This window comes from Nitrospira sp., from assembly GCA_016788885.1.
Classification (GTDB): Bacteria; Nitrospirota; Nitrospiria; order Nitrospirales; family Nitrospiraceae; genus Nitrospira_A.
The window spans coordinates 17295-40671 of record JAEURX010000052.1; the positions used below are offsets into that span (position 1 = coordinate 17295).

The 23377-nt window shown below is 59.4% G+C and carries 30 protein-coding genes and 2 tRNA genes; 13 read left to right on the forward strand and 19 right to left on the reverse strand.

Annotated features, from left to right (window positions below; translation table 11 throughout):
- Positions 1-20: 20 nt before the first annotated feature.
- Positions 21-752, forward strand: a complete 732-nt coding sequence (locus JNL86_13750; protein ID MBL8043974.1) for a hypothetical protein — start codon at positions 21-23, stop codon at positions 750-752.
- Positions 753-835: 83 nt separating this feature from the next.
- On the opposite strand, the gene JNL86_13755 is transcribed toward JNL86_13750, so the two are convergent.
- From JNL86_13755 to ald, 10 genes are all read right to left on the reverse strand, one after another.
- Positions 836-1672 carry a hypothetical protein gene (locus JNL86_13755; GenBank protein ID MBL8043975.1) on the reverse strand — a complete coding sequence of 279 codons (837 nt, stop codon included), beginning with the start codon at positions 1670-1672 and terminating at the stop codon, positions 836-838.
- Between the two features lie 191 nt (positions 1673-1863).
- A complete protein-coding gene (locus JNL86_13760; GenBank protein ID MBL8043976.1) occupies positions 1864-2286 on the reverse strand; it encodes a cytochrome c in 423 nt (140 codons plus the stop codon).
- The gene (locus tag JNL86_13765) at positions 2283-2459 is read right to left on the reverse strand and encodes a hypothetical protein (protein MBL8043977.1); all 177 of its coding nucleotides are present in this window, start codon (positions 2457-2459) and stop codon (positions 2283-2285) included. The genes JNL86_13760 and JNL86_13765 overlap by 4 nt, the downstream gene beginning before the upstream one ends.
- A 45-nt stretch (positions 2460-2504) precedes the next feature.
- A complete protein-coding gene (gene queC, locus JNL86_13770) occupies positions 2505-3203 on the reverse strand; it encodes a 7-cyano-7-deazaguanine synthase QueC (protein MBL8043978.1) in 699 nt (232 codons plus the stop codon).
- 119 nt (positions 3204-3322) lie between these two features.
- Positions 3323-3793 (reverse strand): TraR/DksA family transcriptional regulator, encoded by a 471-nt coding sequence (locus tag JNL86_13775; protein ID MBL8043979.1) that lies wholly within the window; start codon positions 3791-3793, stop codon positions 3323-3325.
- A gap of 210 nt (positions 3794-4003) precedes the next feature.
- A complete protein-coding gene (locus tag JNL86_13780; protein ID MBL8043980.1) occupies positions 4004-4519 on the reverse strand; it encodes an adenine phosphoribosyltransferase in 516 nt (171 codons plus the stop codon).
- 24 nt (positions 4520-4543) lie between these two features.
- On the reverse strand, positions 4544-5542 hold the full coding sequence (locus JNL86_13785; GenBank protein ID MBL8043981.1) for a sigma-70 family RNA polymerase sigma factor: 999 nt from the start codon (positions 5540-5542) through the stop codon (positions 4544-4546).
- A 14-nt stretch (positions 5543-5556) separates the two neighbouring features.
- The gene (locus JNL86_13790) at positions 5557-5844 is read right to left on the reverse strand and encodes an acylphosphatase (protein ID MBL8043982.1); all 288 of its coding nucleotides are present in this window, start codon (positions 5842-5844) and stop codon (positions 5557-5559) included.
- 232 nt (positions 5845-6076) lie between these two features.
- Positions 6077-6153: transfer RNA gene (locus JNL86_13795), tRNA-Pro, on the reverse strand.
- Between the two features lie 34 nt (positions 6154-6187).
- On the reverse strand, positions 6188-7291 hold the full coding sequence (gene ald, locus JNL86_13800) for an alanine dehydrogenase (GenBank protein MBL8043983.1): 1104 nt from the start codon (positions 7289-7291) through the stop codon (positions 6188-6190).
- A gap of 158 nt (positions 7292-7449) precedes the next feature.
- On the opposite strand from ald, the gene JNL86_13805 reads away from it, so the two are divergent.
- The 4 genes from JNL86_13805 (at position 7450) to JNL86_13820 (ending at position 8955) form a co-directional block, all read left to right on the forward strand.
- On the forward strand, positions 7450-7818 hold the full coding sequence (locus JNL86_13805; protein MBL8043984.1) for a hypothetical protein: 369 nt from the start codon (positions 7450-7452) through the stop codon (positions 7816-7818).
- A gap of 45 nt (positions 7819-7863) precedes the next feature.
- Positions 7864-8214: a (2Fe-2S) ferredoxin domain-containing protein gene (locus JNL86_13810; protein MBL8043985.1), complete on the forward strand. Its 351-nt coding sequence runs from the start codon at positions 7864-7866 to the stop codon at positions 8212-8214.
- A 34-nt stretch (positions 8215-8248) separates the two neighbouring features.
- The gene (locus JNL86_13815) at positions 8249-8662 is read left to right on the forward strand and encodes a hypothetical protein (protein ID MBL8043986.1); all 414 of its coding nucleotides are present in this window, start codon (positions 8249-8251) and stop codon (positions 8660-8662) included.
- A 65-nt stretch (positions 8663-8727) separates the two neighbouring features.
- On the forward strand, positions 8728-8955 hold the full coding sequence (locus tag JNL86_13820) for a hypothetical protein (GenBank protein MBL8043987.1): 228 nt from the start codon (positions 8728-8730) through the stop codon (positions 8953-8955).
- Between the two features lie 155 nt (positions 8956-9110).
- Here JNL86_13820 and JNL86_13825 read toward each other — a convergent pair whose 3' ends face one another.
- Complete coding sequence (locus tag JNL86_13825) at positions 9111-10112, reverse strand: squalene/phytoene synthase family protein (GenBank protein MBL8043988.1); 1002 nt, start codon at positions 10110-10112, stop codon at positions 9111-9113.
- A 51-nt stretch (positions 10113-10163) separates the two neighbouring features.
- Positions 10164-10604, reverse strand: a complete 441-nt coding sequence (locus tag JNL86_13830) for a cupredoxin domain-containing protein (GenBank protein MBL8043989.1) — start codon at positions 10602-10604, stop codon at positions 10164-10166.
- 280 nt (positions 10605-10884) lie between these two features.
- Here JNL86_13830 and htpX point away from each other — a divergent pair, with 280 nt between their 5' ends.
- Together htpX and JNL86_13840 are read left to right on the forward strand one after the other, a co-directional pair.
- Positions 10885-11802 (forward strand): protease HtpX, encoded by a 918-nt coding sequence (htpX, locus tag JNL86_13835; GenBank protein ID MBL8043990.1) that lies wholly within the window; start codon positions 10885-10887, stop codon positions 11800-11802.
- Positions 11803-11945: 143 nt separating this feature from the next.
- A complete protein-coding gene (locus tag JNL86_13840; protein MBL8043991.1) occupies positions 11946-12443 on the forward strand; it encodes a glutathione peroxidase in 498 nt (165 codons plus the stop codon).
- Between the two features lie 6 nt (positions 12444-12449).
- Here the strand turns inward: JNL86_13840 and JNL86_13845 are convergent, their stop codons facing one another.
- Together JNL86_13845 and JNL86_13850 are read right to left on the reverse strand one after the other, a co-directional pair.
- Positions 12450-12725, reverse strand: a complete 276-nt coding sequence (locus JNL86_13845) for a hypothetical protein (GenBank protein ID MBL8043992.1) — start codon at positions 12723-12725, stop codon at positions 12450-12452.
- A gap of 84 nt (positions 12726-12809) precedes the next feature.
- Complete coding sequence (locus JNL86_13850; GenBank protein ID MBL8043993.1) at positions 12810-13472, reverse strand: hypothetical protein; 663 nt, start codon at positions 13470-13472, stop codon at positions 12810-12812.
- Between the two features lie 180 nt (positions 13473-13652).
- Between JNL86_13850 and JNL86_13855 the strand changes: the two genes are divergently transcribed.
- A complete protein-coding gene (locus tag JNL86_13855; GenBank protein ID MBL8043994.1) occupies positions 13653-15080 on the forward strand; it encodes an MFS transporter in 1428 nt (475 codons plus the stop codon).
- Positions 15081-15098: 18 nt separating this feature from the next.
- On the opposite strand, the gene JNL86_13860 is transcribed toward JNL86_13855, so the two are convergent.
- Positions 15099-15311, reverse strand: a complete 213-nt coding sequence (locus tag JNL86_13860; protein ID MBL8043995.1) for a hypothetical protein — start codon at positions 15309-15311, stop codon at positions 15099-15101.
- 171 nt (positions 15312-15482) lie between these two features.
- Here JNL86_13860 and JNL86_13865 point away from each other — a divergent pair, with 171 nt between their 5' ends.
- The 5 genes from JNL86_13865 (at position 15483) to JNL86_13885 (ending at position 19944) form a co-directional block, all read left to right on the forward strand.
- A complete protein-coding gene (locus JNL86_13865) occupies positions 15483-15932 on the forward strand; it encodes a GatB/YqeY domain-containing protein (protein MBL8043996.1) in 450 nt (149 codons plus the stop codon).
- 140 nt (positions 15933-16072) lie between these two features.
- Positions 16073-16714, forward strand: coding sequence for a response regulator (locus JNL86_13870; GenBank protein MBL8043997.1), 642 nt, complete (start codon positions 16073-16075; stop codon positions 16712-16714).
- A 43-nt stretch (positions 16715-16757) separates the two neighbouring features.
- Complete coding sequence (locus JNL86_13875; GenBank protein MBL8043998.1) at positions 16758-17762, forward strand: diguanylate cyclase; 1005 nt, start codon at positions 16758-16760, stop codon at positions 17760-17762.
- An 86-nt stretch (positions 17763-17848) separates the two neighbouring features.
- The gene (locus JNL86_13880) at positions 17849-19618 is read left to right on the forward strand and encodes a response regulator (protein MBL8043999.1); all 1770 of its coding nucleotides are present in this window, start codon (positions 17849-17851) and stop codon (positions 19616-19618) included.
- Positions 19618-19944 carry an Hpt domain-containing protein gene (locus JNL86_13885; GenBank protein ID MBL8044000.1) on the forward strand — a complete coding sequence of 109 codons (327 nt, stop codon included), beginning with the start codon at positions 19618-19620 and terminating at the stop codon, positions 19942-19944. Before JNL86_13880 ends, JNL86_13885 begins: the two co-directional genes overlap by 1 nt.
- 24 nt (positions 19945-19968) lie before the next feature.
- On the opposite strand, the gene JNL86_13890 is transcribed toward JNL86_13885, so the two are convergent.
- From JNL86_13890 to JNL86_13905, 4 genes are all read right to left on the reverse strand, one after another.
- Positions 19969-21408, reverse strand: coding sequence for a HAMP domain-containing protein (locus JNL86_13890; protein MBL8044001.1), 1440 nt, complete (start codon positions 21406-21408; stop codon positions 19969-19971).
- Positions 21405-22088, reverse strand: coding sequence for a response regulator transcription factor (locus JNL86_13895; GenBank protein ID MBL8044002.1), 684 nt, complete (start codon positions 22086-22088; stop codon positions 21405-21407). The genes JNL86_13890 and JNL86_13895 overlap by 4 nt, the downstream gene beginning before the upstream one ends.
- A gap of 143 nt (positions 22089-22231) precedes the next feature.
- Complete coding sequence (locus JNL86_13900) at positions 22232-22849, reverse strand: glycosyltransferase (GenBank protein MBL8044003.1); 618 nt, start codon at positions 22847-22849, stop codon at positions 22232-22234.
- 410 nt (positions 22850-23259) lie between these two features.
- Positions 23260-23335, reverse strand: a tRNA-Ala gene (locus tag JNL86_13905).
- Positions 23336-23377: the final 42 nt, after the last annotated feature.

Here is a 23377-nt window from a genome sequence, read left to right on the forward strand (position 1 = left end):
TCGGGAGGGAGGTGGCTCGTATGACTCCATGGCTGTCTTTCACAGGGTGCGGCGCCCTCGTTGCGATCGCCGTTCAATGCCTCGCCGTCGTTGCACCGGTCCAGGCCTCGCCGGACAACGGGCGGGTCGAGATCACCGGCGACTACCGGTATGCCTTTCATCAGCCGGAAACTCTCACCGAGGCGAAGCAGCATGCCTGCGCGCAAGCGTTACATCTGGCGGTCAGCAACTCGGCGGCCGTGAAAGAGCGTACCGCGACGCTGGTCGATTCGCCGTTCTTTCACCGGCTGATTCACACCCTTGCCACGCAGCATGTTTCCGATCAACAAGTCGTGCAGCAGAGCGAACAGGGCCGAACGGTATACTGCAAAGTCAAAGCCCTCTTCCAGACGGATGCCGTGGAGCAGGTCCTTCTTGCGCAAACGGTGAGCGGAACCGACCAGGCCCTGGACCAAAATCGCGCCCTGAGGATCCTCAACGCACACGAAGAAACGGACGGCTTGCTGGTCGTCACCTATCAAGCACTCAAACGTCTCGATTGGCTGGGGACTGCCTATCAGGGAGGGCTTCGCGAATCAGCCGACGTGATGGTAGATTTTTACGACGAGCAGGGCGTGTTGGTTCGAAGCAGTCGCCACCCGGCGAGAAAAACCGCGACCGGCGATGATGTGATGAATCCCGGGGAAGTAGGCACGCTCAGAATCGCAAAACCACAGAACGCCAAAAGCTACCGAGTCTGGGTCGTCAAGTAACGTCCGCACTGCGGGAGCCAAACCGGACCGACTCCGGCTTGGCTTCCCGTCTCACGCGGTTCACAACACTCCGGTCAATCCTGCTACCGATCCGTGCCTGACGAGGGCATATTAATCCCGACTCGTTCCAATCCCATGATGACCGTCAGTGCCGTCGGCGCATGCTGCACAATTTCCTTCTGCACTTCGATACGGCGAAGGTCGACAAATTCCGGCGCCGTCAGGCCCAATGATTCGCGATAGGCACGATCGGCGATCCCACGCTGCTTTTCCGCCTTCTCTCGCGCCTCTTCGGCTTTTTGAAACTCGACCATCGTCATCTTGCGCTGCTCCTGCACAATGGTTTGCGTCGTCTGTTCGACCACGCCCTTCGGCGGAAGGATGCTCCCGACCACGACACGGTTGAGCCGGATCGGCATATTTTGCTTGTCGATCAGCTTGTTCTGCACCTCGCGTGCAATCGCGTCCTGTAGTTTCGTCCTGGTCGTCGGATCAGTCGTCAACTGAAAGAGCGGATACCGTTGGACTTCTTCACGGACGAAGGTGCGGAACGCTTCCTTTACGTTGTTTTGATACCAGGTCGTCCCGTAACGACCGATGAGTTCAGGGGTGCGCCCTTCGACGACGTTCGCAATCAGGAACGCATCAAACGACACGGGGGCATTTTCGGCGGAGATAATGTCGAAGTGCTCCGAATACTGCAGCGGTCGGATGTCCACCTCGATCACTTTCGTCGTCGGCGCCACCCACACACGGCCGGTCTTCGTCGGCGACGGATCGACCCCTCCATGGCCGAAGAAGAATGGCTGCTCGACCATGACACCCTCGTGGCCGGCTTCGATCGCCACACAGCCTGAGGTCGACAACGATGCCCCGACGATCCCCACCATCCCCAGCATGAACCAGGCTCCCTGTCGCATAGGTTCCTCCTGTGAAAAGGCCTCGCCAACGAACCGAGCCCCCTGCGGGGCAGGCGGGTTTCCACGGCCTCGTTTGGCCATGCAACTACCTTACGAACCGCACGCGTAGGTTGTCAAACGAGGGGACTGGCGCAGGGAGTGTGAGGAACAACACCAGGAGAAGGGTGGAGGCGACAGGCGTATCAGGCAGATCAGTAAATCCCCGCCTCGCGTTGCAACCAGCGCACATACCGAATGATTTGCTCGACATCGGCGGGCGTCACGCCCTCAATCTTCGGCATATTCCCGAACTCCCAATGGTGGGCGCGCACGCCATTCTCCGCTGCGCGGAAAAAGGCCATATCGGCATGATGATTCGGCTCATAAATCTTATGGACGAGAGGTGGCCCCTGCTTTGTGCCGACCCCGCGAGCGCCGTGGCAGGCGGCGCAGTTCGCCGCGAACTTGCCTTCTCCGACTTGCACATCCGCCGGCGTCGAACCGCCGGCCGGCTTGGCCCCCTCCGGATTGGTCGCATTCGACTCGCAGGCAACCAAGGCGGCCACCATGACCGCCACGCTCGCGCCCACCATCCAGGCTTTCATCGACATGTGCTCCACCATCTTCTGCCTCATCGAGGTGGCTCCGGGGGTGTCGTCGCCGACTGATTGGGCTGCGATTGGTTTAATTGCTCGCGTAACATCTGCGTCGTACGATTCAGCGTCAATCTGCGGTAGAGCCTGGCCCCGATTGGAGTCACGATCACCAACGCGATGATCAGGTACATAAAGAATTCTTCAGGCGTCATTGATCCATCTCTCCCGACTCAGACAAGCATCGTGCGCTTCGTTCGCTAGAGTATCGCATAGGGGACAGGATCCTCAACTCCCGCCAGGCGAAAACCTTCCCGACGAATCCGACAACTGTCGCAGCGCCCGCAGGCCACCCCGTCAACGCTGGGATCGTAGCAACTGTGTGTGAGCGCAAACGGCACCTCCAGTTCCTGTCCCCGGCGCACGATCTCCGCCTTAGAGAGCATCAGGAGCGGTGCGCGAACCTCAACCGCACGTCCCTCGATCCCCATCTTCGTCCCAAGCCGGGCCACCGTCTCAAACGCGCGGATAAACTCCGGGCGGCAATCCGGATAACCGGAATAGTCCAGCACATTGGCGCCGAAGTAGATGGCCTGCGCGTCCAGGGTTTCGGCATAGGCCAATGCCAGCGAGAGAAAAATCGTGTTGCGTGCCGGAACGTAGGTGACCGGAATTTCTCCGGCCCGTTCTGTCTGGGTCCGGTCTTTCGGTACCGCCACATCGGCAGTCAGGGCGGACCCCCCGAATGCCCGCAGGTCAACCGTGACAATCACATGGCCTACCGCACCCAATGCCGCCGCAACGGCCTGAGCACGCTGCACCTCCACACCATGGCGTTGCCCATACGCGATCGTCACACAGTGAATGCGATGGCCATCCTGTTGCGCGATGGCGGCCGTGACGGTGGAATCCAACCCGCCACTCAGCAACACCACGGCCTTCGACTGGGGATGAGTCATACGTAGAGGCAAGACTGCCGGAACCCACTGAGGACGAGTACCAAAGACGGAGCACTCGTGTGATGACCAGCGCGGGATCTGAGGGAAAACCGGAAGAGAATCGTGCTGAGGCCGCGGCCCTAGTCTCGATCCTCTTCCTTCTCAATCTTCTCGAGGAGTTCCTGCTGAGACTGACATTGCACGCACAGTTTCGCGAAGGGCACGGCTTCCAATCGCTTTTCGCTGACTTCGATGCCGCATTCCGCGCAAATACCGTAGGTGCCTTCGCTGAGTCTGGTTAACGCCTCATCGATCGCCTGCCGCTTCCTGTTTCGCATCTCCATGAGCGAGATGCCGAGTTCGCGATCCAAATCCATGAGCGCTTGGTCGCCCACATCGCGGGCTGATTCCAACCGACGCTGCTGGTCTTCCGTCAGCGATTGGCCGAGGTTCCCCTCGATCTCCCGCATAATCTCCTGACGTTTCCCGAGCAGCATACGCTGCAGGACTTCGCGCCGGCGCTGGCGCTCTTCTTTTTCTTTCGGCGTTTCTTTCTGGGTCAACGCGGCCACCACACGCGCGGCCACGCTGTCTTCATCTTTTTCGGTCATAGCGGTTACGGGAGCCGGACGCTCTTTCTTCACGGGCTTCTCAGGAGCGATGGCTTTGGCTTTCGTTGTTGGAGTTTTTTTCTTCGCGCTGACTTTCGTCGCCATAGAGTCTCATGCCCTTTCGTGATGAGTGCAAGGCGAAAAAGTTTGGCAGGTATATCACGCTATAGATCGTTTGACAAGTACCCGATTCCCCAAGATCTTGGGTGTTTAGGGATAGATGATCATGGAATGCACGTTGTAGCCGGTCAGTCGATCACGCCCCTTCAGGCCTTTTAACTCGATCAGAAAGTCCAGTCCCGCGATCTCTCCACCGAGCTGGCGCACGAGATCCACCGTCGCCGCCGCCGTCCCCCCTGTAGCCAGCAGGTCGTCCACGATCAACACCCGCTCTCCGGCCGCGACCGCGTCCCGATGGATTGCCAACACGCTGGACCCGTATTCCAGGTTGTATTCCACCTCAAAAATGTCCGCCGGCAGTTTTCCAGGCTTTCGGACAGGCACGAATCCGGCCCCGAGCCTGGCCGCCAAGGTGCCACCGAGGATGAACCCCCGCGACTCGATTCCAATGACCTTGGCAATGCCCTGGCCTTCATACCGGGCAGCCAGCTCATCGGCAATGGCGCGAAAGGCCTGAGCGTTTTTGAGGAGGGTGGTAATGTCGTAGAACAGAATGCCGGGCTTAGGAAAGTCGGGGACTTCTCGAATGAGGGCTTTGTAGTTCATGCGTCTGACGGGATCGGGAGGTCCTCATAAGAGATCCGCCCGTTTCATGGTTTTCCGTTCAATGATTCCGCGGAGCCTGGCAAGTGCGGCCGTTTCGATCTGACGAACGCGCTCACGAGTCAGCCCCATCTCTTGGCCGATCTCTTCTAACGTCCGCGACTCAGCCCCGTCAAGTCCAAACCGAGCCAGAATGACCGTGCGCTCCTTTTCCGGCAGCTCGTTGACCCAGGCCATCAGTTCGGCCCGCCGCATCACACCTTCAGCGGTATCGGCTGGAGTGAGGCACAGCGGGTCTTCGATCACGTCCCGCAAAAAGGTATCCTGGCGATCACTGATCGGGCTGTCGAGCGAACAGGTGGTACGGACCAGTTGCTTGAGATCATCCACTTCCGCGACGCTGACTTTCAGTTTGGCCGCGACTTCCTCGGACAGCGGTTCCCGCCCAAGCTCATGAACCAGTTGCTCCACCTTGCCCAGATAGCGGTTCAACCGCTCGACGACATGAACGGGCAATCGAACCAGCTTCCCCTGGTTGATGATGGCCCGCTCGATAAACTGCCGGATCCACCAGGACGCGTAGGTGCTGAACCGGAACCCGCGCTTGTAATTGAACTTCTCGACCGCCTTGATCAGACCGAGATTGCCTTCTTCAACGATATCGGCAAAGGGAAATCCCCGGTTCATGTACCGCTTCCCGATGCTGATGACCAACCGAAGATTCGCCTCGATCATCTCCTGCCGGGCGGCTTCATCGCCAGCCATGATCCGCTTGCCCAGCGATTGTTCCTGCTTGAAATTCAACAGGGTCGACTTGCGCACCTCGCGCAGATAACTCTTGATCGTGTCGAGGCCTTCTGCGCGCCCGGATTCGGACGAACGGCTCTCGGCTCCAGACTCTTCCGCCTCAACATGGCCCTGGGAGTCCGACTCCTCATCCTCATCTCTCCGCGTCGCGCGCGGGCGGCGAGTCGAGACCGACGGATTCATCCCGGTGTCCTGTCGCATGGTTGCACGTCGAGCCATAACGTCGTTACCTGCTACCGAATCGTAAAGTCATGAAACCGGCCCGTCGCGTTGCCCCACTCCACGTGCACCTGGGTCACACGCGCCCCCACCGGCCCGCGTTTGAGATCCGTCAGGAATTCCTCGAGGACACTCCGACACCCCTCAACATCCACAGAGACTTGCCCGCTATCCAGATTCTCCACACCACCGGTCAATCCGCGCGAGGCGGCCATGCGGCAGGCGAACGCCCGATAGCCCACTCCCTGCACACGACCGCTCACCAAGATTTTTGCCCGTACGGCATCGCCCGTCTCTGTCATCGATTCACAACTCCCTTGGGCACAGACATCGGCGCAGAGCGAGAATCGCGCCTTGACCAGGATATTCTCACAGCGACTAGATGCCGTCACGCGATTTAGCGGTTTGCGCGGCGCGTCTACGCTCATACTTCCCCCTTATCGGCAGGGATCGCACAAAGCATGAGCGCGGGGTTCGGAAGAACTCCTCGTGGACACTGAGATGGCTGAACGTGAAATGAGAGGAGATGCGGTTTGGTCGGGGCGAGAGGATTTGAACCTCCGACCCCTGCGTCCCGAACGCAGTGCGCTACCGGGCTGCGCTACGCCCCGACCGGGCGAATCAGAAAACGGAGAGCGGATTGTCTTACAAGAGAGGGGTAAAACGCAAGCCGTGAGATTCGGCCACTGCCTGACACGTAATTGTACCCTGCATCACGTTTACCCCCTTGGCCATCCCTGGGTCCGACCGAATGGCTCGCTCCACCCCTTCCGAGGCAAGACGGAGCAGGTATGGGAGTGTCGCATTGGTCAACGCTCTCGTCGAGGTATGCGGCACGATCCCTGGCATATTGGTGACGCAATAGTGCACAACCCCGTTCACGCCATAAACGGGATTCGAGTGCGTAGTGGGCGTGGTCGTTTCACAGCAGCCGCCCTGATCCACGGCCACATCGACAATCACGGAACCCGGCTGCATCCGTTCCACGAGGTTGCGGGAGATCACTTTGGGCGCCCGTGCACCAGGGACCAGCACCGCGCCGATGACCACGTCTGCCTCCACGACCGCCCGCTCGATGGCGGAGGCGGAAGCCGCACAGGTCGCGATGCGCCCCCCGTAGAGATCGTCGAGCATCCGCAGTCGATCCACATCCAGATTGATCACCGTCACTCGTGCGCCCAAGCCGACGGCGATCCGGACGGCCGACGTTCCCACGATACCCGCACCGATCACCACCACATGCCCTGGCAGAACCCCGGGAACTCCGGCCAACAAGACTCCGCGCCCCCCTTGGACAGTCCCGAGGTAGTGCGCGCCCACTTGTACGGACAACCGCCCGGCGATTTCACTCATCGGCCGTAACATCGGCAGGCTGCGATCCCTGGCCTCGACAGTCTCATAGGCGATCGCGGTGATCCCAGCCGCCATCAAGGCCTTGGTCAGATCCGGCAACGACGCCAAGTGCAAATAGGTAAACAGCACCTGGCCCGGCCGAAACAGCGCGCACTCCGACAATTGAGGCTCTTTGACCTTCACGATGAGCTCTGCCCGGTGAAACACGTCTTCCTTGGATTGCGCAATCTCGGCACCCGCCTGTCGATAGGCTTCGTCAGAAAACCCGCTTCCCTGCCCGGCCGTCGGTTCAACCAACACCTGATGGCCGGCTTGTCGCAACGCCCGCACACCGTCCGGCGTGACACTCACGCGGAATTCGTAGTCCTTGATCTCTTTGGGAACCCCGATCACCATGTCCGCCTCCTTACCCTCGACACCGGCCTCTCATGCTCATTATACATGGGCCGACACCCCTCCTGCCGTGAGCCGCACGTCCACCTTGCCAGCCGAAAGACCAGTGCGGTAAGATTCGCCGTCTATCGACTTTTCCCCCTAAGAGGAGCACTTCGCGCATGGATGCCGGATCCTGTAATGCCTGCAGCGCCGCAGGCACACCGTTGATGAAACTGTCCCTGGGCAAGGATTTCTTCGGGCGCACCTACGACCGGTTGTCCCCGTCTTCGGATCAGAGTCCGAAATGGTACTGCGAACCCTGCTCCATGATGAAGAATTTGCAGCGGGACTTCCGCGATATTCGCACGGAATTCGACAAGCTTACCAAGGGGCAGGCTTCCGCACTGTCTGAACCAGAGGCCAAACAACGCGCGCAGTTGCGCCTCCGCGAAATTGCGGCCATTACCGGCACGCAGTCCGCCGGTTCGTCACTGCTCAACGCGACGGAAGTGACTCAACTGATCGAACAATTCCACGCGCGCGCCTGATCGTGCGGACCACACAGTGACCAACACCGCTTCGAGACTGTTGCCATGACCGGCTATCAACGACATATTTTCGTCTGCACCAATACGCGCGAGGCCGATGATCCTCGCGGCAGTTGCTCCAAACTCGGCTCGGAGGCACTCCACGCCTGCTTCAAGCAGGAAGCCAAGCGGCTCAACTTGAAGGGCGTTGTACGCGCCAATAAGGCGGGCTGCCTCGATTATTGCGCCCAGGGTCCCACCGTGGTGGTCTACCCGGAAGGGGTGTGGTACCGCGTGCGTTCTGAAGCAGACGTGAAAGAGATCATGGAGCGCCATATCATGAAGGGAGAAGTGGTCGACCGACTGTTGATCCCCGACCAGGCCCCCTCCCCCCTGCTCTCCCCATTGAGCCTATAAGCCGGTCACACCTGCGGAGTATCACGAGATCTGTATGCCCGCCGATGACAAATGGAAGGCCAACATGGAGAAGGTGGCCTACATGAAAGCCTTCCCCGGTTTGCTGAACGCCTGGGACCAGCTGACGGGCAAAACGGTGGAGACGGTGGTGCCGTTGAAAAGCAAAGCCGGGTCCGCGGCGCTCATCTGCACGGACGGATCGTTTGTGGTCGTGCCGCTGCTGAGTCCCGAACCCTATGAGCTTGGGGAAGCGCTGCAGGTCGGCCGGGCGTCTCTCGAGCCCAAACATGGCGCGGCCTATGCCGAATACGACCAGTTGCTCAAGAAGGACAAAGAGGCGCAACGGACCGCCCGCCTCGAGAACATTCTCGGTGCGATTCGCAACAACGCGAACCAGCTCCCGGAATTAAAAGACCGGCTCGTTGAGCTGATCAAGGAGTGGAAGTGAGCAGTCTGCCCCAAAAGAACATGTTCGAGATCTTCTCGCAAGGTCTCTTCGAAGGAGTCAAGCCTATGATGCTCATTCGCGATCACCTGGTGCGCCATCCTGACCGGTGTACCCACCAAGCCATTTGCATGCCGGTCTGCCCCACAAGCGCCTGGCTTTCGACGCCGCCGTATAAGTTTGATCCCTCACGTTGCCTGGAAAGCTGCCGGCTGTGCCTGGACGCCTGTCCGTCACAGGCGATTTATGCGGTCTATCGCAAAGGGGATAAGCTGTTGGAGCCGCAGAAGAAGTAATCGGGATCCCCGGAGCTGAGTCCCTCTGCTCGCGCGACGCGCGGCCTTACAAGGCCCCGTGGGATGCGCCCAGTGGAGATCGGCCAGGTGCATCGATGGGGAACGATGGAGAAGGTCTTGCCGCCACCCGCCATCTCACGCATGGGCAGATCGCGTTAGACGATCTGCTTCCTCAGTCTACCCCAGTAGGCCGTACCAACGTATCCACAGCCTCCGGTGAACGTGGTCAGGGCCATCACTCGATAGACGACCGAGCGTGGAGCCTTCACATTGACGGTGGGGTTGAGGAGATCGGGAGCCATCGCGACGCGTTTGAGTGTTTCCCCGGCCAGTAAGATGGGCCACATACAGGCCAACCGCTGCCGGATTTCGAGCCTCGGCAGTGCCATCGTATAGAGCCATCCCTGATCCAAATGTTCGACCGCCTGACGGATCATGCGCAGCAGAATCGGACGAAGAGTCGGCAGACTTTCCGGTTTCAGCAGATCCACCGGTTTGAGATCGACTTCATCCAGCCATTGCGTCGGCACATAACAGCGGCCATTGTGAAGGTCGCGAGCGAGGTCTTTGACGATGTTGGTCAACTGCAGCCCCTTGCCGAATCGCACGCCGATGGTAGACATCTGATCGACATCCCAATGGGCCATCGCCGGCCGATGCGCACAGACCATGCGAGTCCAAAATTCGCCGACACAGCCTGCGACAAAATAGGTGTAGCGATCCAACTCGTCCGGCCGCTCCAACGCCGTGAGCTCGTTCGCCGATGAGCCGGGGAATCTGGTCAGGTCCATCTCCATACCATTCGGCAGCACTTCCATCAGCCAGCGAATGCGCTCGCGATCTCCTTGATCGAACTGCCTGAACAGCGCCAAACACTCCGGCAAACGCTGGAGCAACACGCGTTCAGCCGAGTCGGTCTGGTGCGGCAGCAGGGCCGATTGAATCGCCTGCACGGCTTGCGGCTGAACCTCATCGCCCCTGAACTGCGCGCGAAACATATTGAGATACTGCAGCCGCTGTTCCCGCCCGAGCAGATCAGTGTCGGCGATCGTATCGGCCGCGCGCGCGAACAAATAGGCCAACCCCATTTCATCGCGCACATCCGACGGAAGGACATTCAACGTCAGGTAAAATGAACGGGATACCTGCTTGAGAATGACGTGAAGAAGTTCGTGCTTGGAAGGCTGGGTACTCGTGGCTCGACCTGCTTATCTGACTTCGAGGGTGCCTTCCATGCCTTTCTCCCGATGACTTGGAAGAAACAGCAGCTTCTTATCGCAATAGAAGGAGTAGCGGCCCGGCTTCGTCGGCGTAAATTGCACCGTCACCGTCTTACCGGCACTAACATCTCGTTCGATCGAGAGGCCAGCAGCCTCATCCCGCAACACAAAATTGTGCGGAGTGATGGACGTGATACTGGTCAAGAAGAGTTCGACGGGTTTCCCAACCTGAACGATGAGGTGATGCGGGGTATACGCGTAGCTGTCCAGGACCACAGTGGCCCGTTGCAGGCCGTCTACCAGATCAACAGGAACCTGTAGCGGCGGCACCGGCGTGGCCGGATCGGCGGCCGTGACCGGCGCCGTGCCCATCATCATCACCCCCAACACCAAGAGGCCTAGCGGCCGGGACGAGAGACCTATATGCATGACAAGGTTTCTAACAGAAGGCTTCGGAACCGGTCAACCGACCAGAAATCGACCGCCATCGGCCCTCTCTCCCTGCGGCACACCAGCACCGGCCGCCGAAACCCGAGGGCGGACCGCCTTGACTGGCGTAAAACCTGGTATTATCTGTGAACACCAAGACAACAACAGTGGATCCGCCCCGGGGTGAACGAATTGGCGCGGTGTTCGGTATAATGACATCCAAGGTTCGCGACGCTTCGTAAGAGAAGAAGGAGGCGCGAACCTCCAACGGAGGAGCGATATGAAGTCGTTGAAGGGTATCGGGTTGCTAATTCTCTCGAATATTCTGATTTACCTCACCCTGTCGATTACCGTCCGAGTGCTGGTGAACATGGTGTTGCCGGCATTCGGCATCGACGTCCGGGGGGTCTTCAGTCAGGAACTGCTGGTCTGGTCGCTGGTCATCGGCTTCGGCGGCGCGTTCATCAGCTTGATCTTTTCGAAACAGATGGCGCGAGCCATGCTGGATTGCACTCAGATCACGCAGCCCCGCACACAAGCGGAACAGGTCATTTACGGCTCCGTTCGAGAGATTGCGGACCGCCTTCAGATCACCATGCCGGAAGTCTGGGTGTACGATTCACCAGACCCCAACGCGTTTGCCACAGGGCCGAGCAAGAACAACGCGATGGTGGCGGTATCCACGGGGCTCCTGGCGAACCTGCGAGAAGACGAGGTGAAGTCCGTCCTCGCGCATGAAATGGGCCATGTGTTTAACGGCGATATGTTCTCCACGACGGTCTTGGCCGGGTTGATGAACACCTTCGTGCATTACATCAGCAACTTCGTCTACCAGATGGTTGCGCAACCACAAGGCAGCGATCGGGAGGAAGGCCAGAGCGGGAGCCCGATCCTGGGATTCGTCGTGTATCTCTTCTTGCAGGTCGTGCTGTCGATCCTCGCGATGCTGGTCGTCAGTTGGCATTCGCGGCGCCGGGAATATGCGGCAGATGCGTTTGCCGCGAAGGTGTATGGGAAAGACTCGATGATCAAGGCCCTGCAGGCGATCGACCGGTGGGTCAACCGCGCGCAGTTCGAATACTCGACGCAAGACGCGTTGGCCACGATGAAGATCTCCGGCAACACATCCGGATTTATGCATTTGCTGGCGACCCATCCTCCGATCGAGGAGCGTGTGGCGGCGCTGGAACGTCTCTAACCGAAGGAGTCCATACAATGCCGATCTATAGACCGACTTGTTCATGGAAGGTTCTGGTTCTTGGGCTCATCGTGGGTCTCGGGATTGGTGCCGTAGAAATGGGCCTGGGGTCGGTCGATGCGGCCCAACAAGGAGTCTCGCACATGGCAGCCAATACCTCGACCGTCTATGATTTCACGCTGAACGACATCGACGGCAAACCAGTCTCCCTGAGCCAATACAAGGGCAAGGTCATCATGCTGGTCAACACGGCCAGTTTCTGCGGCAATACCCCGCAGTATGCCGACCTGGAACAGATGTACGAGACTTACAAAGACAAGGGGTTTGAGATCCTGGCCTTCCCCGCCAACAATTTCGGCCAGCAGGAGCCGGGGAGCAACGAAGAGATCAAGGGGTTCTGCCTCACCAAATATAGTGTCGGCTTTCCCCTCTTCAGCAAAATCAGCGTGAAGGGCGACGACAAACATCCACTCTACCGCTACCTCACGGAGCAGAGCCCGTTCCCCGGTGAGGTGGAATGGAACTTCCAGAAATACCTGGTCGATCGTTCGGGCCATGTCGTCGCCCGCTATAAACACGGCACGAAGCCGCTGGCTCAGGATATCGTCAAGGACGTCGAACGGTTTCTCGCAAAAAGCTGATCGGCTTCAGGCCTTCTTCTCAAAGCTGATGTGATCGCGATACTCTTGGATGGCCGCAGCCAATGCGGCCTTCCCAAGAGGGATGTTGGCCTCCAGCGCATCCTCCACACCACGATCGTCGATCACCACGTGATAGCGGTCCTGGATATTGGTCCGCACCGCCGTGCCGTCCTTGAACGTCCGCGGCATATAGATTTCCGTCCAGACTTCCTTCTCGACCAAACAGACATCGCACAAACGCTCATACAAGAGCGCTAATTTCTCCGAATCGGTCTCCTTCATGCCTCCACTCCCTGACGTTAATCGACGCTGCGCACAGTGCGGCGCGCACGGTGGGTGCACGTTAGACTAAGCGAGGGGACAGTTTCAACGGGAGGAAGGCTCGGGCACGGCAGGTAGGACATCAGGTGCCGGCTGATCCGTGACAACGAACCGCATCGTGCCCACCTGGTTCACGGCATGAAAGGGCTGCTGTCCCAACGAGGTGATGTAGATCTTTACCAGATACGTACCGGTCGGCCAGTGCGACGCGGGCTTCTTCAACTCCAAGAACCCATACCGCTCGTGCCCCGGTACTTCCAAACTATCCTGGACGACAACGGCTTCCCCCGCCTTGCCGTCGACACCGACACGAAAGACCTGCGCAGCGAACTGAGCTGGATCTTCAAGCGGAGCGACTTCGAACACGATATAGACTGCGGACGCATCGGGCGTGAACACCGTCGTTCCAGGGGCAATGGGTTTCAGCCGTGGATCCTGGGTAAACCACCCCTTGCGGCCGAACGTGTCCCACTCCACCTCATAGCCTCTGGCCATCTTGATCCACGTGAACAAGGACTGGGGCACGCCCTTCTGTTGCACATCCAGTGACGGCGTTTCGGTCGGCTCAAACTCGGTCGTGACCTGCTCCTTAGGGACCATCAAATCACGCCCCTCCGCGCCTCCTTGCAGCACGCCCAGAGTCGACGCCGCACACAAGATCACACCCAGTCGCCAGGAAAGGCGTGTCTCACCTTGGCGTGCACTCACCCCCGCCGCTCGTCGCACACCGATGGCATCCATGAAGTTATGGTACCCACTGCGAGAAGGAAGGGTCAACCGGCCTGCAGAGATTTGATTGACACAGGGGCAAACCGGTGGGCTCTGGTATAATCGCACTCGTCCCAGACACACGTGACTGCACTGGCACTCGTTGCCGCGCAAGACCTGATGAATCACTCAACTGACGCTCAGCCTTCCCCCTCGTCGCCTCAGCAGATCCCCTGCGCAGACCAGCCTGAAACGTCGGCGCGCGAGGTCAACACGCAGCGCCAGCACTATGGTGTCCGTGATGCAGCCTGCCAAGCCGCAGCGCAAGGCGGCGGGGAAAACTACTTCTCGGCTTTCGCCTTGCTCCTGCACGCCTCTCCGTTCCAGATCGCGATCTTATCCGCTCTGCCCCAACTCGTCGGCGTGGTCGCGCAACTCGCATCGGTGAAGTTGCTTCAGTATCTCCGCCTGCCCAGCCGCCTCCTCATTGCGGGAGGCCGGGCCCAGGCCTTTTGCTGGCTCCCGATTCTGTCGCTGCCGCTGATCGCCCCGGAACATGGCTCATGGCTGTTGATCGGGTTCGCGATGCTGTATTTCGGCTTCGGCCATGTGACCGCCCCGGTTTGGAATAGCCTGTTGGTCGATGTGGCGGAAGCCGACAGACGCGGCGCCTACTTTGCCCGGCGGGCACGGACGACAGCGCTCACCAGTTTCCTTGCCCTAGGACTGGCGGGAGCAATCCTGACACTTGGGCAACGATGGGACATGAGTTGGATCGGCTTTCTCATCATCTTTCTCGGCGCGGCGGCCGCGCGCATGGGAGCCACCACCTGCCAGACCCATGTATCGCGAATGATGCCGGTGCACCAACCCGGCGCGCCGCACGGGTTCCGGCATATTCTCGCCCATGCCGGCAGCGGCGATTTCCGTCGGTTCCTCACCTTCTCCGGTCTGATGCACTTTGCCGTGATGCTCTCGGGACCGTTCTTTGTGATCTATCTCTTGAGGGACCTCCACTGGTCGTACCTGCAATACGCCGGCTGGATGGCCAGTAGCATCTCGGCCCAATTTCTCACGTTAGGGCCTTGGGGCCGGATCGGTGATCGATACGGCAACAAAGCCTTGCTGGCGTTGACCGCCTCGGCAGTTCCCTTCCTGCCCATGGGTTACATGCTGAGCGAGCACTATGCCTTCCTGCTGATCGTGAACTTTTGCGGCGGGGTGATCTGGGCTGGACTGTCGCTGGGTTTGCAGAACTATGTGTTTGATTCACTGCAGCCGGAGGAGCGCACCAGGGGTGTGGCGCTGGCCAATGCCATGAATGCAGTCGGATGGGGGCTCGGCGCGCTGACCGGCAGCTGGGTGGCCACCCTGATGCCGGCGACCGTCTCGCTGGGCTCGTGGCACCTGACACCGGCGTCGAACCTGCCGTTTCTCTTCTGCCTCTCCGGGGGGCTGCGCTTGGTGATCGCCCTGAGCTTGCTGCGGACGTTCGCCGAGCCCCGACGCATTGCCTCCCCGCCAGAGGGTCATCCAGTCTGGGAACTCCCGTTCCTCAAACTCCTGATGACGAGACGGCCATGGAGAAGCCCACGCGTGGCGCCCTAGAGCGTGCGCATCCCTGGGCTACATCCCCGACGGTCTGCGCTCCACCTCTTCCTGTTTCAAGCGGTCGAATGCGCGATCGGCACTTCCTTTGACTTGCTCGGAGGATGGTTGGGCCATCGGCTTGGGTTTTTCGCTCGCACATCCGGCGACAAGCACCACCGCGATGCCAACCGCTCCGATCATGCCGAGGCCACGAAACCACGCACACCGCTTGCTGCAGTTCTGATTCATTCCGCCCCCCTTTCCCTACAGGACAACCGTGACTTCACCACCGACGATGCATTATGGGATAGTCCCCTCTCACGCTCAATATGAAAACGAAACCGGGTTCACCACGTTGACTGCCTTTTCTAAAGGCGCTATCCTCCGCGACGACTGGTGCCCCAATCTGAGAGGAATCCGATGTCACTACATGACCGTCTCACCGAAGATCTCAAATCGGCGATGAAGTCGCGGGATCAGCTACGCATCGACGTGATCCGCATGATCAAAGCCGCCGTGCAATACAAAGAAGTGGAACTGAAACAAGATCTCGACGACGCCGGGATGAGCCGAATCATGACGACGCTCATCAAGCAGCGCAAGGAAGCCGCCGAGCAGTTCGAAAAGGGCAACCGTCAAGACCTCGCCTCCAAGGAGCGGCAGGAAATCACCATTATCGAGGGCTATCTCCCGGCTGCCCTCTCCGTTGACGAACTCTCACAACTCGTCAAGGCGGTGGTGACGGAGTCCGGGGCCTCGTCCCTCAAGGACATGGGCCAGGTGATGAAAACGGTCATGGCTCGCCTCGCCGGCCAGTCCGTCGACGGCAAAGTCGTCAGCGACCTGGTCAAAGCCGCCCTTCAACGGTAAGCCGGCCACCGGCGGTGCTTAACCTCCGGGCGCTTTCGGCCGATACTGAATCTGGCCCGGGCAGCGGCTCGCCTCTCTATACCGGCGTTCGCTCCGCTTCGGGACGCAGCCATTGCCACCTCGGCCGGATGAGGCACTCCATGAATATCCTGATCGTCGATGACTCCCCTGACCAGCAACTCCTACTGAAAACGATCCTCTCCAAGGCCGGTCACCAGGACCTGCTCATCGCCGATTCCGCAACCGCAGCCTACGCTCAACTCGGAATCGATCAGCCCCAAAGCAACCCCCATGCCGTCGATTTGATTTTGATGGATTTTCTGATGCCGGGCATCGACGGCGTGGTCGCCACCCGACACATCAAGAACCTAGACGCCTTACGCGACATTCCCATCATCGTCGTCACGGCGAAGACCGCGCTGGGCGACCTTCAAGCGGCATTTTCCGCCGGCGCCATGGACTTCATCACCAAGCCAGTCACCAGCACGGAATTACTCGCCCGGGTGAACTCCGCCCTGATGCTGAAACAGGAGATGGATTGCCGCAAGGCCCGCGAGGTGGAACTCCGCCGAAGCAATGACGAACTGCAACGCGCCTTGCGGGAAGTGAAAGTCCTGAAGGGCTTGGTGCCCATCTGTGCCTCCTGCAAAAAAATCCGCAACGACCAAGGCTTCTGGCAACAATTGGAAGAATACATCCAACAGCACTCCGAAGCGGAATTCAGCCACGGCCTCTGCACCCCCTGCATCAAAAAGCATTACCCTGGTGTTTACCCAGACTAGCTGCTAGCATCGACCTACGACACTCTTTCAGGGAGACATGATCATGGGTATCCTGATCGTCGATGATTCGACAGACGATCGTCTGTTGATCCAATCCATCCTCGCCAACGCCGGGTACGAAGAAACGTTTGTGGCGGAATCCGCCGCTGCCGCATTTCGTTTGCTGGGCCTCGACGGCATGCGTCAGATGACCGGCCGGGTGGATTTGATCCTGATGGATATCGTCATGCCGTCCACCAACGGGATCGAGGCCTGTCGGCAGATCAAGGCCGTCGAACGGTACCGGGACATCCCGATCATCATGGTCACCGTCAAAACCGATCCGGTTGATCTGCAACTAGCCTTTGCCGCCGGCGCCATCGATTATGTCGCCAAGCCCATCAGCAAGATCGAATTGTTGACTCGCGTCCGTTGCGTGCTCCGACTCGTCCACGAAATCGAACGACGTCGCGCGCGCGAGCAGGAACTGCTGGAGGTCATGCGCCAATTGCAGGAAGCCAACCAGATGCTGTTGCGTCTCTCCTGTCTCGACGGCCTGACCGGCATCACCAACCGACGGCAATTCGACGACTTTCTCGACCAAGAATGGCGGCGCGCCGCGCGTGAATCCACCCCGCTCTCCCTCATTATGTTGGATATCGATTATTTCAAGACCTACAACGACAGCCATGGGCATCAGGCCGGTGATGAATGCCTCCGCCAGGTCGCGCAGCTGATTTCCAGCCACGTCAATCGTCCGGGCGACTTGGTCGCACGGTACGGCGGCGACGAGTTCGTCATCGTGCTGCCCGGTACGACCGTGGATGGCGCCGCACAGGTCGCCGATACCCTCAGACGGAAAGTCTGTGAGGCCGAGATGAAACACCCGAACGGGGACCCGGTGACGATCAGCCTGGGCTTCGCCAGCACGGTACCCAGCCGCGTCGCCGCCCCGACGGACCTTATTCGAGCAGCCGACCAGGCCCTCTATCAAGCGAAACAGGATGGGCGCAACCGAGCCAAACAAGCCGGAGTGCTGACCCTCGTGCATCACACCCATAAAGATTGATTGCGCGTCGACGTCGCCATGGCCGCTTCACGTTTCACCGAGCCGCGACGGAGGACCGTCATCGTTGACTGAGGCGACCGGACGACATGGCAAAACGCATTGCGCGAACGAAACCCACCACCGGCACCGCGTCAAAACGCCCCCTGCGCGCCTCTTCCCGTCCATTGACCGCACTCCAACGCGAGCAAGCCGCTCGCCGGCGCGCCGAACGCGCGCTCGACCGCGCCTCCAAAGAATTGCAACACCGGGTGGAAGAGCTCCAGCGCGCGAAAGATGCCGCTGATGTCGCCAATCGTGCCAAGAGCGACTTTCTGGCCAGCATGAGCCACGAAATTCGGACGCCGATGAACGCCATCATCGGCATGGCTGACCTGCTCTGGGACACGACGCTGACGCCTGAACAACGCAAATATCTCCGGATCTTTCGTCGCGCCGGGGCCAGCCTGCTGAGTCTGATCAACGACATTCTGGATTTGTCGAAAGTTGAATCGGGCCGGCTCGATCTGGACAACATCGACTTCGATCTCTCGGAGCTCATCGACAAGGCGAGTGAAATGTTGGCGCTTCGAGCCAATGAAAAGGGCCTTGAACTCGTCTGCCATCTCTCCAACGATGTGCCGTGCCACCTCATCGGTGATCCCAACCGCCTCTACCAAGTCCTGCTCAATTTGCTCGGAAACGCGATCAAGTTCACCGAGAAGGGATCGGTGGTCATGACCATCACCAACGATCCGGACTGCTCGACACCGGGCGCGATCCGGTTTTCGGTGACCGATACGGGTATCGGGGTGCCGCACGATAAAATCACGGCCATCTTCGACACCTTCACCCAGGCACACAGCACGATTGCCCGCCGGTACGGGGGCACGGGGCTTGGACTGTCGATCTCGCAGCAGCTAGCCGGACTGATGGGCGGACGGATTTGGGTCGAGAGCACCCTGGGCAAAGGCAGTACGTTCCACTGCGTCGTGCAACTCGGCGTACAGGCCGACCCGCCCCCATCGAAGGCCGCAGGCGCACTGAATCTGAGCGGAGTCCGTTGTCTCGTGGTGGATGATTACCCGACCAATCGCTTGATCCTGAAAGAGACCCTCTTCGCCTGGGGTGCCGAGGTAGTCGAGGCGGACAGTGGTGAACAGGCCATGGACGCCATCGAACTTGCGTTGAGTGCCAACATGCGGTTTGACCTACTGCTGCTGGACTGTCGTATGCCCGGCATGGATGGATTCGAAGTCATTGAACGCATCCATGCGGATGCTCGGCTTCAGGACCTGACCATCATCATGCTGGCGTCAGATCGCTGGGCCGACGACATCGCCAAGACGTATGACCTGGGCCTGGGCGGATATCTGGTCAAGCCGATCCGGCGGTCCGATCTTCAACAAACCATCAGCATCGCTTTGGGCCGAAGCAAGCGTGGCTTGCCAGCTGCCCAATCGAGCACGCCTGCTCCGGTCGCCCCCCAGGGGCGATCGTTACGGATCTTGCTGGTCGAAGACTCGCCCGACAATCAGGTATTGATCCAGTCGTATTTGAAAAGCACCTCTCACAGGATTGACTTGGCCGATAACGGTCAAATCGGCGTCGCCAAGTTTCAGAATGGGCACTATGATTTGATCCTCATGGATATGCAGATGCCGGTCATGGACGGGCTGACAGCCACCCGGACCATCCGACGCTGGGAACAAGAACAGGGCTTGCCCGCAGTCCAGATCGTCGCCTTGACCGCCTTGGCACTAAAGGAAGAGTCGGCAAGAATCTTCGAAGCGGGATGCAACGCCCACATGACCAAACCACTCAAGAAAACCACGCTCCTTGAGCTACTCGCCGCCTACGAGAAGACACGCGCGCAGTGATGCCAGACAGTCCAGAACACAGCCAGGCCACCATTCTCGTCCACATCAGTCAGGACCTCGAACCGATCGTCCCGGGATTCCTGGCCAATCGCCGGCGGGATCTCGTGACAATCGAAGCCTGCCTGAAACAAAGCGACTTCAACACCATTCGCATGCTGGGCCATCGGATGAAAGGTGACGGCGGGGGATACGGCTTTGATCATATCAGTGCGATCGGCGACCGACTGGAACAAGCCGCCATCGCACAAGATCCTGCGGCAGTCACCGCACAGGTGGCAGACCTGAAAGACTTCCTCGTAAAGGTGACCGTCATCTACACTCCGTAGGGCCCCCGGCCGCCTTCACGCACACTAGACTTCTGCGGTCTCCCTGCTCAGGACCGGTAATCGTAACCTGAACTCCGACCCCATCCCCACTTGCGTCTCGACTGCAACCGTTCCACCGTGCGCTTCGACAATGCCCTTTACGATGGCCAGCCCAAGTCCTGTGCCGCCGGAATCCCTCGCCCTCGCCCTGTCGGTGCGGTAGAAGTGATCGAACAGGTGCGGCAGATGCTCCGGTTCGATGCCATGCCCCGTATCCCTGACGGCAATCTCGATATGCCCCTCGGCCTGACGTAGCCGCACCACGACCTTACCTCCCGGCGGCGTATACCGAAGGCTGTTGTCGAGCAAATTGATCAGGGCCTGCTTCAGCCATTGCCCATCACCAGAGATCGGCGGCACCGACACCGCATCACACGTGAGGGTGATCCGCCGATCTTCGGCCAGCAGGGCCAATTCCGCAAGGAGATCTTCCACCAGCGATTGCAGCAATAAGGGCTCCAGCCGCATGGGCGGGCGATCCCCAGTGACCTTGGTCAATGCGAGCAACGACCGAGTCAGAGTGATCAGCTTTTCCACCTGCTCCAGGTTGCCGATGAGGGCATCGCGGTACTCAGCTGTCGTTCTCGCCTTCTGCAGCGTCACCTCTAGATTTCCCTGGAGAACGGTGAGCGGTGTCTGCATTTCATGTGCGGCGTAATCCACGAATCGCCGTTGGCTTCGGCTGCTTTTCTGAAAGCGGTCCATCATCGCGTTGAAGGCATGGGTCAAGCGATGGAACTCGCGAAAGGGAGAATCCAGCACCAGCCGTTCTCCCAGATCCGCCTCCGACATGGTTTCGGCTCGACGGCTGAGCTGCTCGATGGGGGTCAGCACCATCCTAGCGATCCAGACACTGCCAGCCCAGGCGATCAGCATGATGGCGCCGGAACCGATCATCAGCAGAATCGCCAACCCGCGCAGGGTCTCCTGCGCGTAGTGAAGAGATTCCTCCGCCTGTAGCACATACCGGATCCCGCCCTCTTTCGAGACAGGAATAGACACGCGCCGAATAGGCGACCCGTCCTGCAAGTGCACAAGATCGAAGACGGTCTCGCCGCGCGCCACCTGGTCGAGCAGAGTCCGAAGTACCGGCGGACGCGGGACGACGTCGGACCCCTTCCACACCAGCTGGCCGTCCACGGAGAGCACCCTCATCGTATGTGAGGCCTCGCGCAATTCATGCTGCTCCTCCTGACTCCGTCCGTTTTGGCCTAACGCGACGAGCTCGCCTCCCGCACTGCGGATCAGCTCGGGGCGCTGCTCAATGATCCGTCCAAGCGTGTCCGCCAGCTCCAACAACCGCCGGTCGACATAGCGGTTCAGCAAGGTTTCACCGCCGACATAGATCAGCAGAGAAAAGGCAAGCAACAGTCCCCCGACCAGCATCAAGGCCGTTGTTCGAATGAGTCGTCCCAGCGCGTTCACGATTGGGGCTCCTGTTCTTCCAACATGTAGCCGGCGCCACGAACCGTGGTGATCAGGGAAGGAGCGAAATCTCTGTCGATTTTCGCCCGAAGCGCCCGGATATGCGCATCCACGATATTCGTCATCGGGTCATAACTGATGTCCCACACATGCTCGATGATGGCGGTCCTCGTGAGCACCCGATTCTTATTCCTGAGCAGAAAATCCAACAAGGCATATTCCTTATTGGTCAACGCGATTTCGGTCCCTCGCCTCCACACTCGATGGGTCGCGGGATCGAGTTCCAAATCCGCCGCCTTCAGCCTCGCCTGTAGCTGCGGACCGCCCCGACGCAACAGCGCTCTCGCCCTCGCCAGAAGTTCTGCAAAGGCGAACGGCTTCGTCAGGTAATCGTCGGCCCCCAAGTCCAGACCCGAGACCTTGTCTTGGGTCGTGTCACGCGCAGTGAGGAGAAACACCGGAGCCGTGACGCCTGCGTCACGCAAACGACGGCAGAGCGTCAGTCCATCAATCTGCGGCAGCATGATGTCGAGGATGAATAGGTCATAGGGATTGAGGGTACCGAAGTGGAGTCCCTGTTCGCCGTCAACCGCCACATCCACCGCGTACCGCTCCTCTCTGAGCCCTTTTCTCAGAAATTGGGCCAGATCGGCATCATCTTCTACCAAGAGAATACGCATATGGGTTCCCTCTAACGCGGCGCGCGCACTGCAGATATCCCCCTCGACTGGTAGCCGCACGCGTCAGACATATCTTAGTACAAGCGTATCGCCGAATTCGATGTACGGACGCGCAGAACACTTCGCCTCGGACACGTTCAATGCTAGACACCATGACAGAACTCGAGGGCACGGTCCTGGCGAGCAGCCGAGCGACGAAGGGTAATCCACTCATAGATGGATTCGTAGGCTCGTGCGATACGTGTCTCTAGACCTTCATTGCCCACCTCCCCTCGTGACAAGTCCGACGGAATGACCGCTTGCCAGTTGAGATCAGGAGCCCGCTGCACTTGCGAAGCCGAGGTGGCGACCAGCGCCAATTCACGGAATTCCCGATGGAGTCGCAATACTTCCGGGGCATCGATCGGGCCGTAAATAGTGCCCACGATGGGGATGGGACTCCTGCGCATCAACGGAAAGGCGACCGAACCGGCATGAACATGGATCATGTCGAAGGTGGGCGCCATGGCGAAGGCCTTCTCCAGCGCCAACATGGCCAGCGCGTCGGCAAGGTGCCGCTTTGGCATCGGATAGGCTCGCATGGCCAACGGCGCTACTGGAATCACCCTCCCGACGGTGTGACTATCTCCACTGGCAAACACCGTGACGTCATGCCTCAGACGGAGCAACCCTTCACTCAGCGATGCAATCATTCGTCCCTCTGGACCTTCACTGTGCAGTGACACAGCTTCATAAAACGGACCGATCTGCGCAATGTTCATGTTCTTTCTCCACCTATATCGTTAGGACCGCTCCTGCGCGCTCAGCGTGCCTCATCCGACTGCAGCGGCCAAACAGCCGCATCGGACACACCCCGGAGCAAAAGAAAGAATAGTGCGAGAAAGATGAAGATTCGTCGAAGAAGGGATGAAGCTTCGGTGAGACGAGGCGGTTCCGGAAAGGCTCTCTAGGACAACGGCTCGGACACGAAGAACACGCGACGTGTTATCGATGAAGAGTACGAGTGGATCACCACCCTGCCGAGTACCCGCGCATTATTGACGATCAGCGTTGGACGGGCGTGAGAAATCGCCCTCCACCCAACGGCAAACGGAGGTGAACGCTACCTGACGGCTGAAGTCTGCGGAGACTACGTGAGGTTGTTGCAGCTAGTGGCAGGAAACAATAAGTTTGGTGGAGGGCAGGGGAGTTGAACCCCCGACCCCTACGTTGCGAACGTAGTGCTCTCCCAACTGAGCTAGCCCCCCACAACTTGAACGGCATTATACACAACCAGCGCGCCAGTCTCC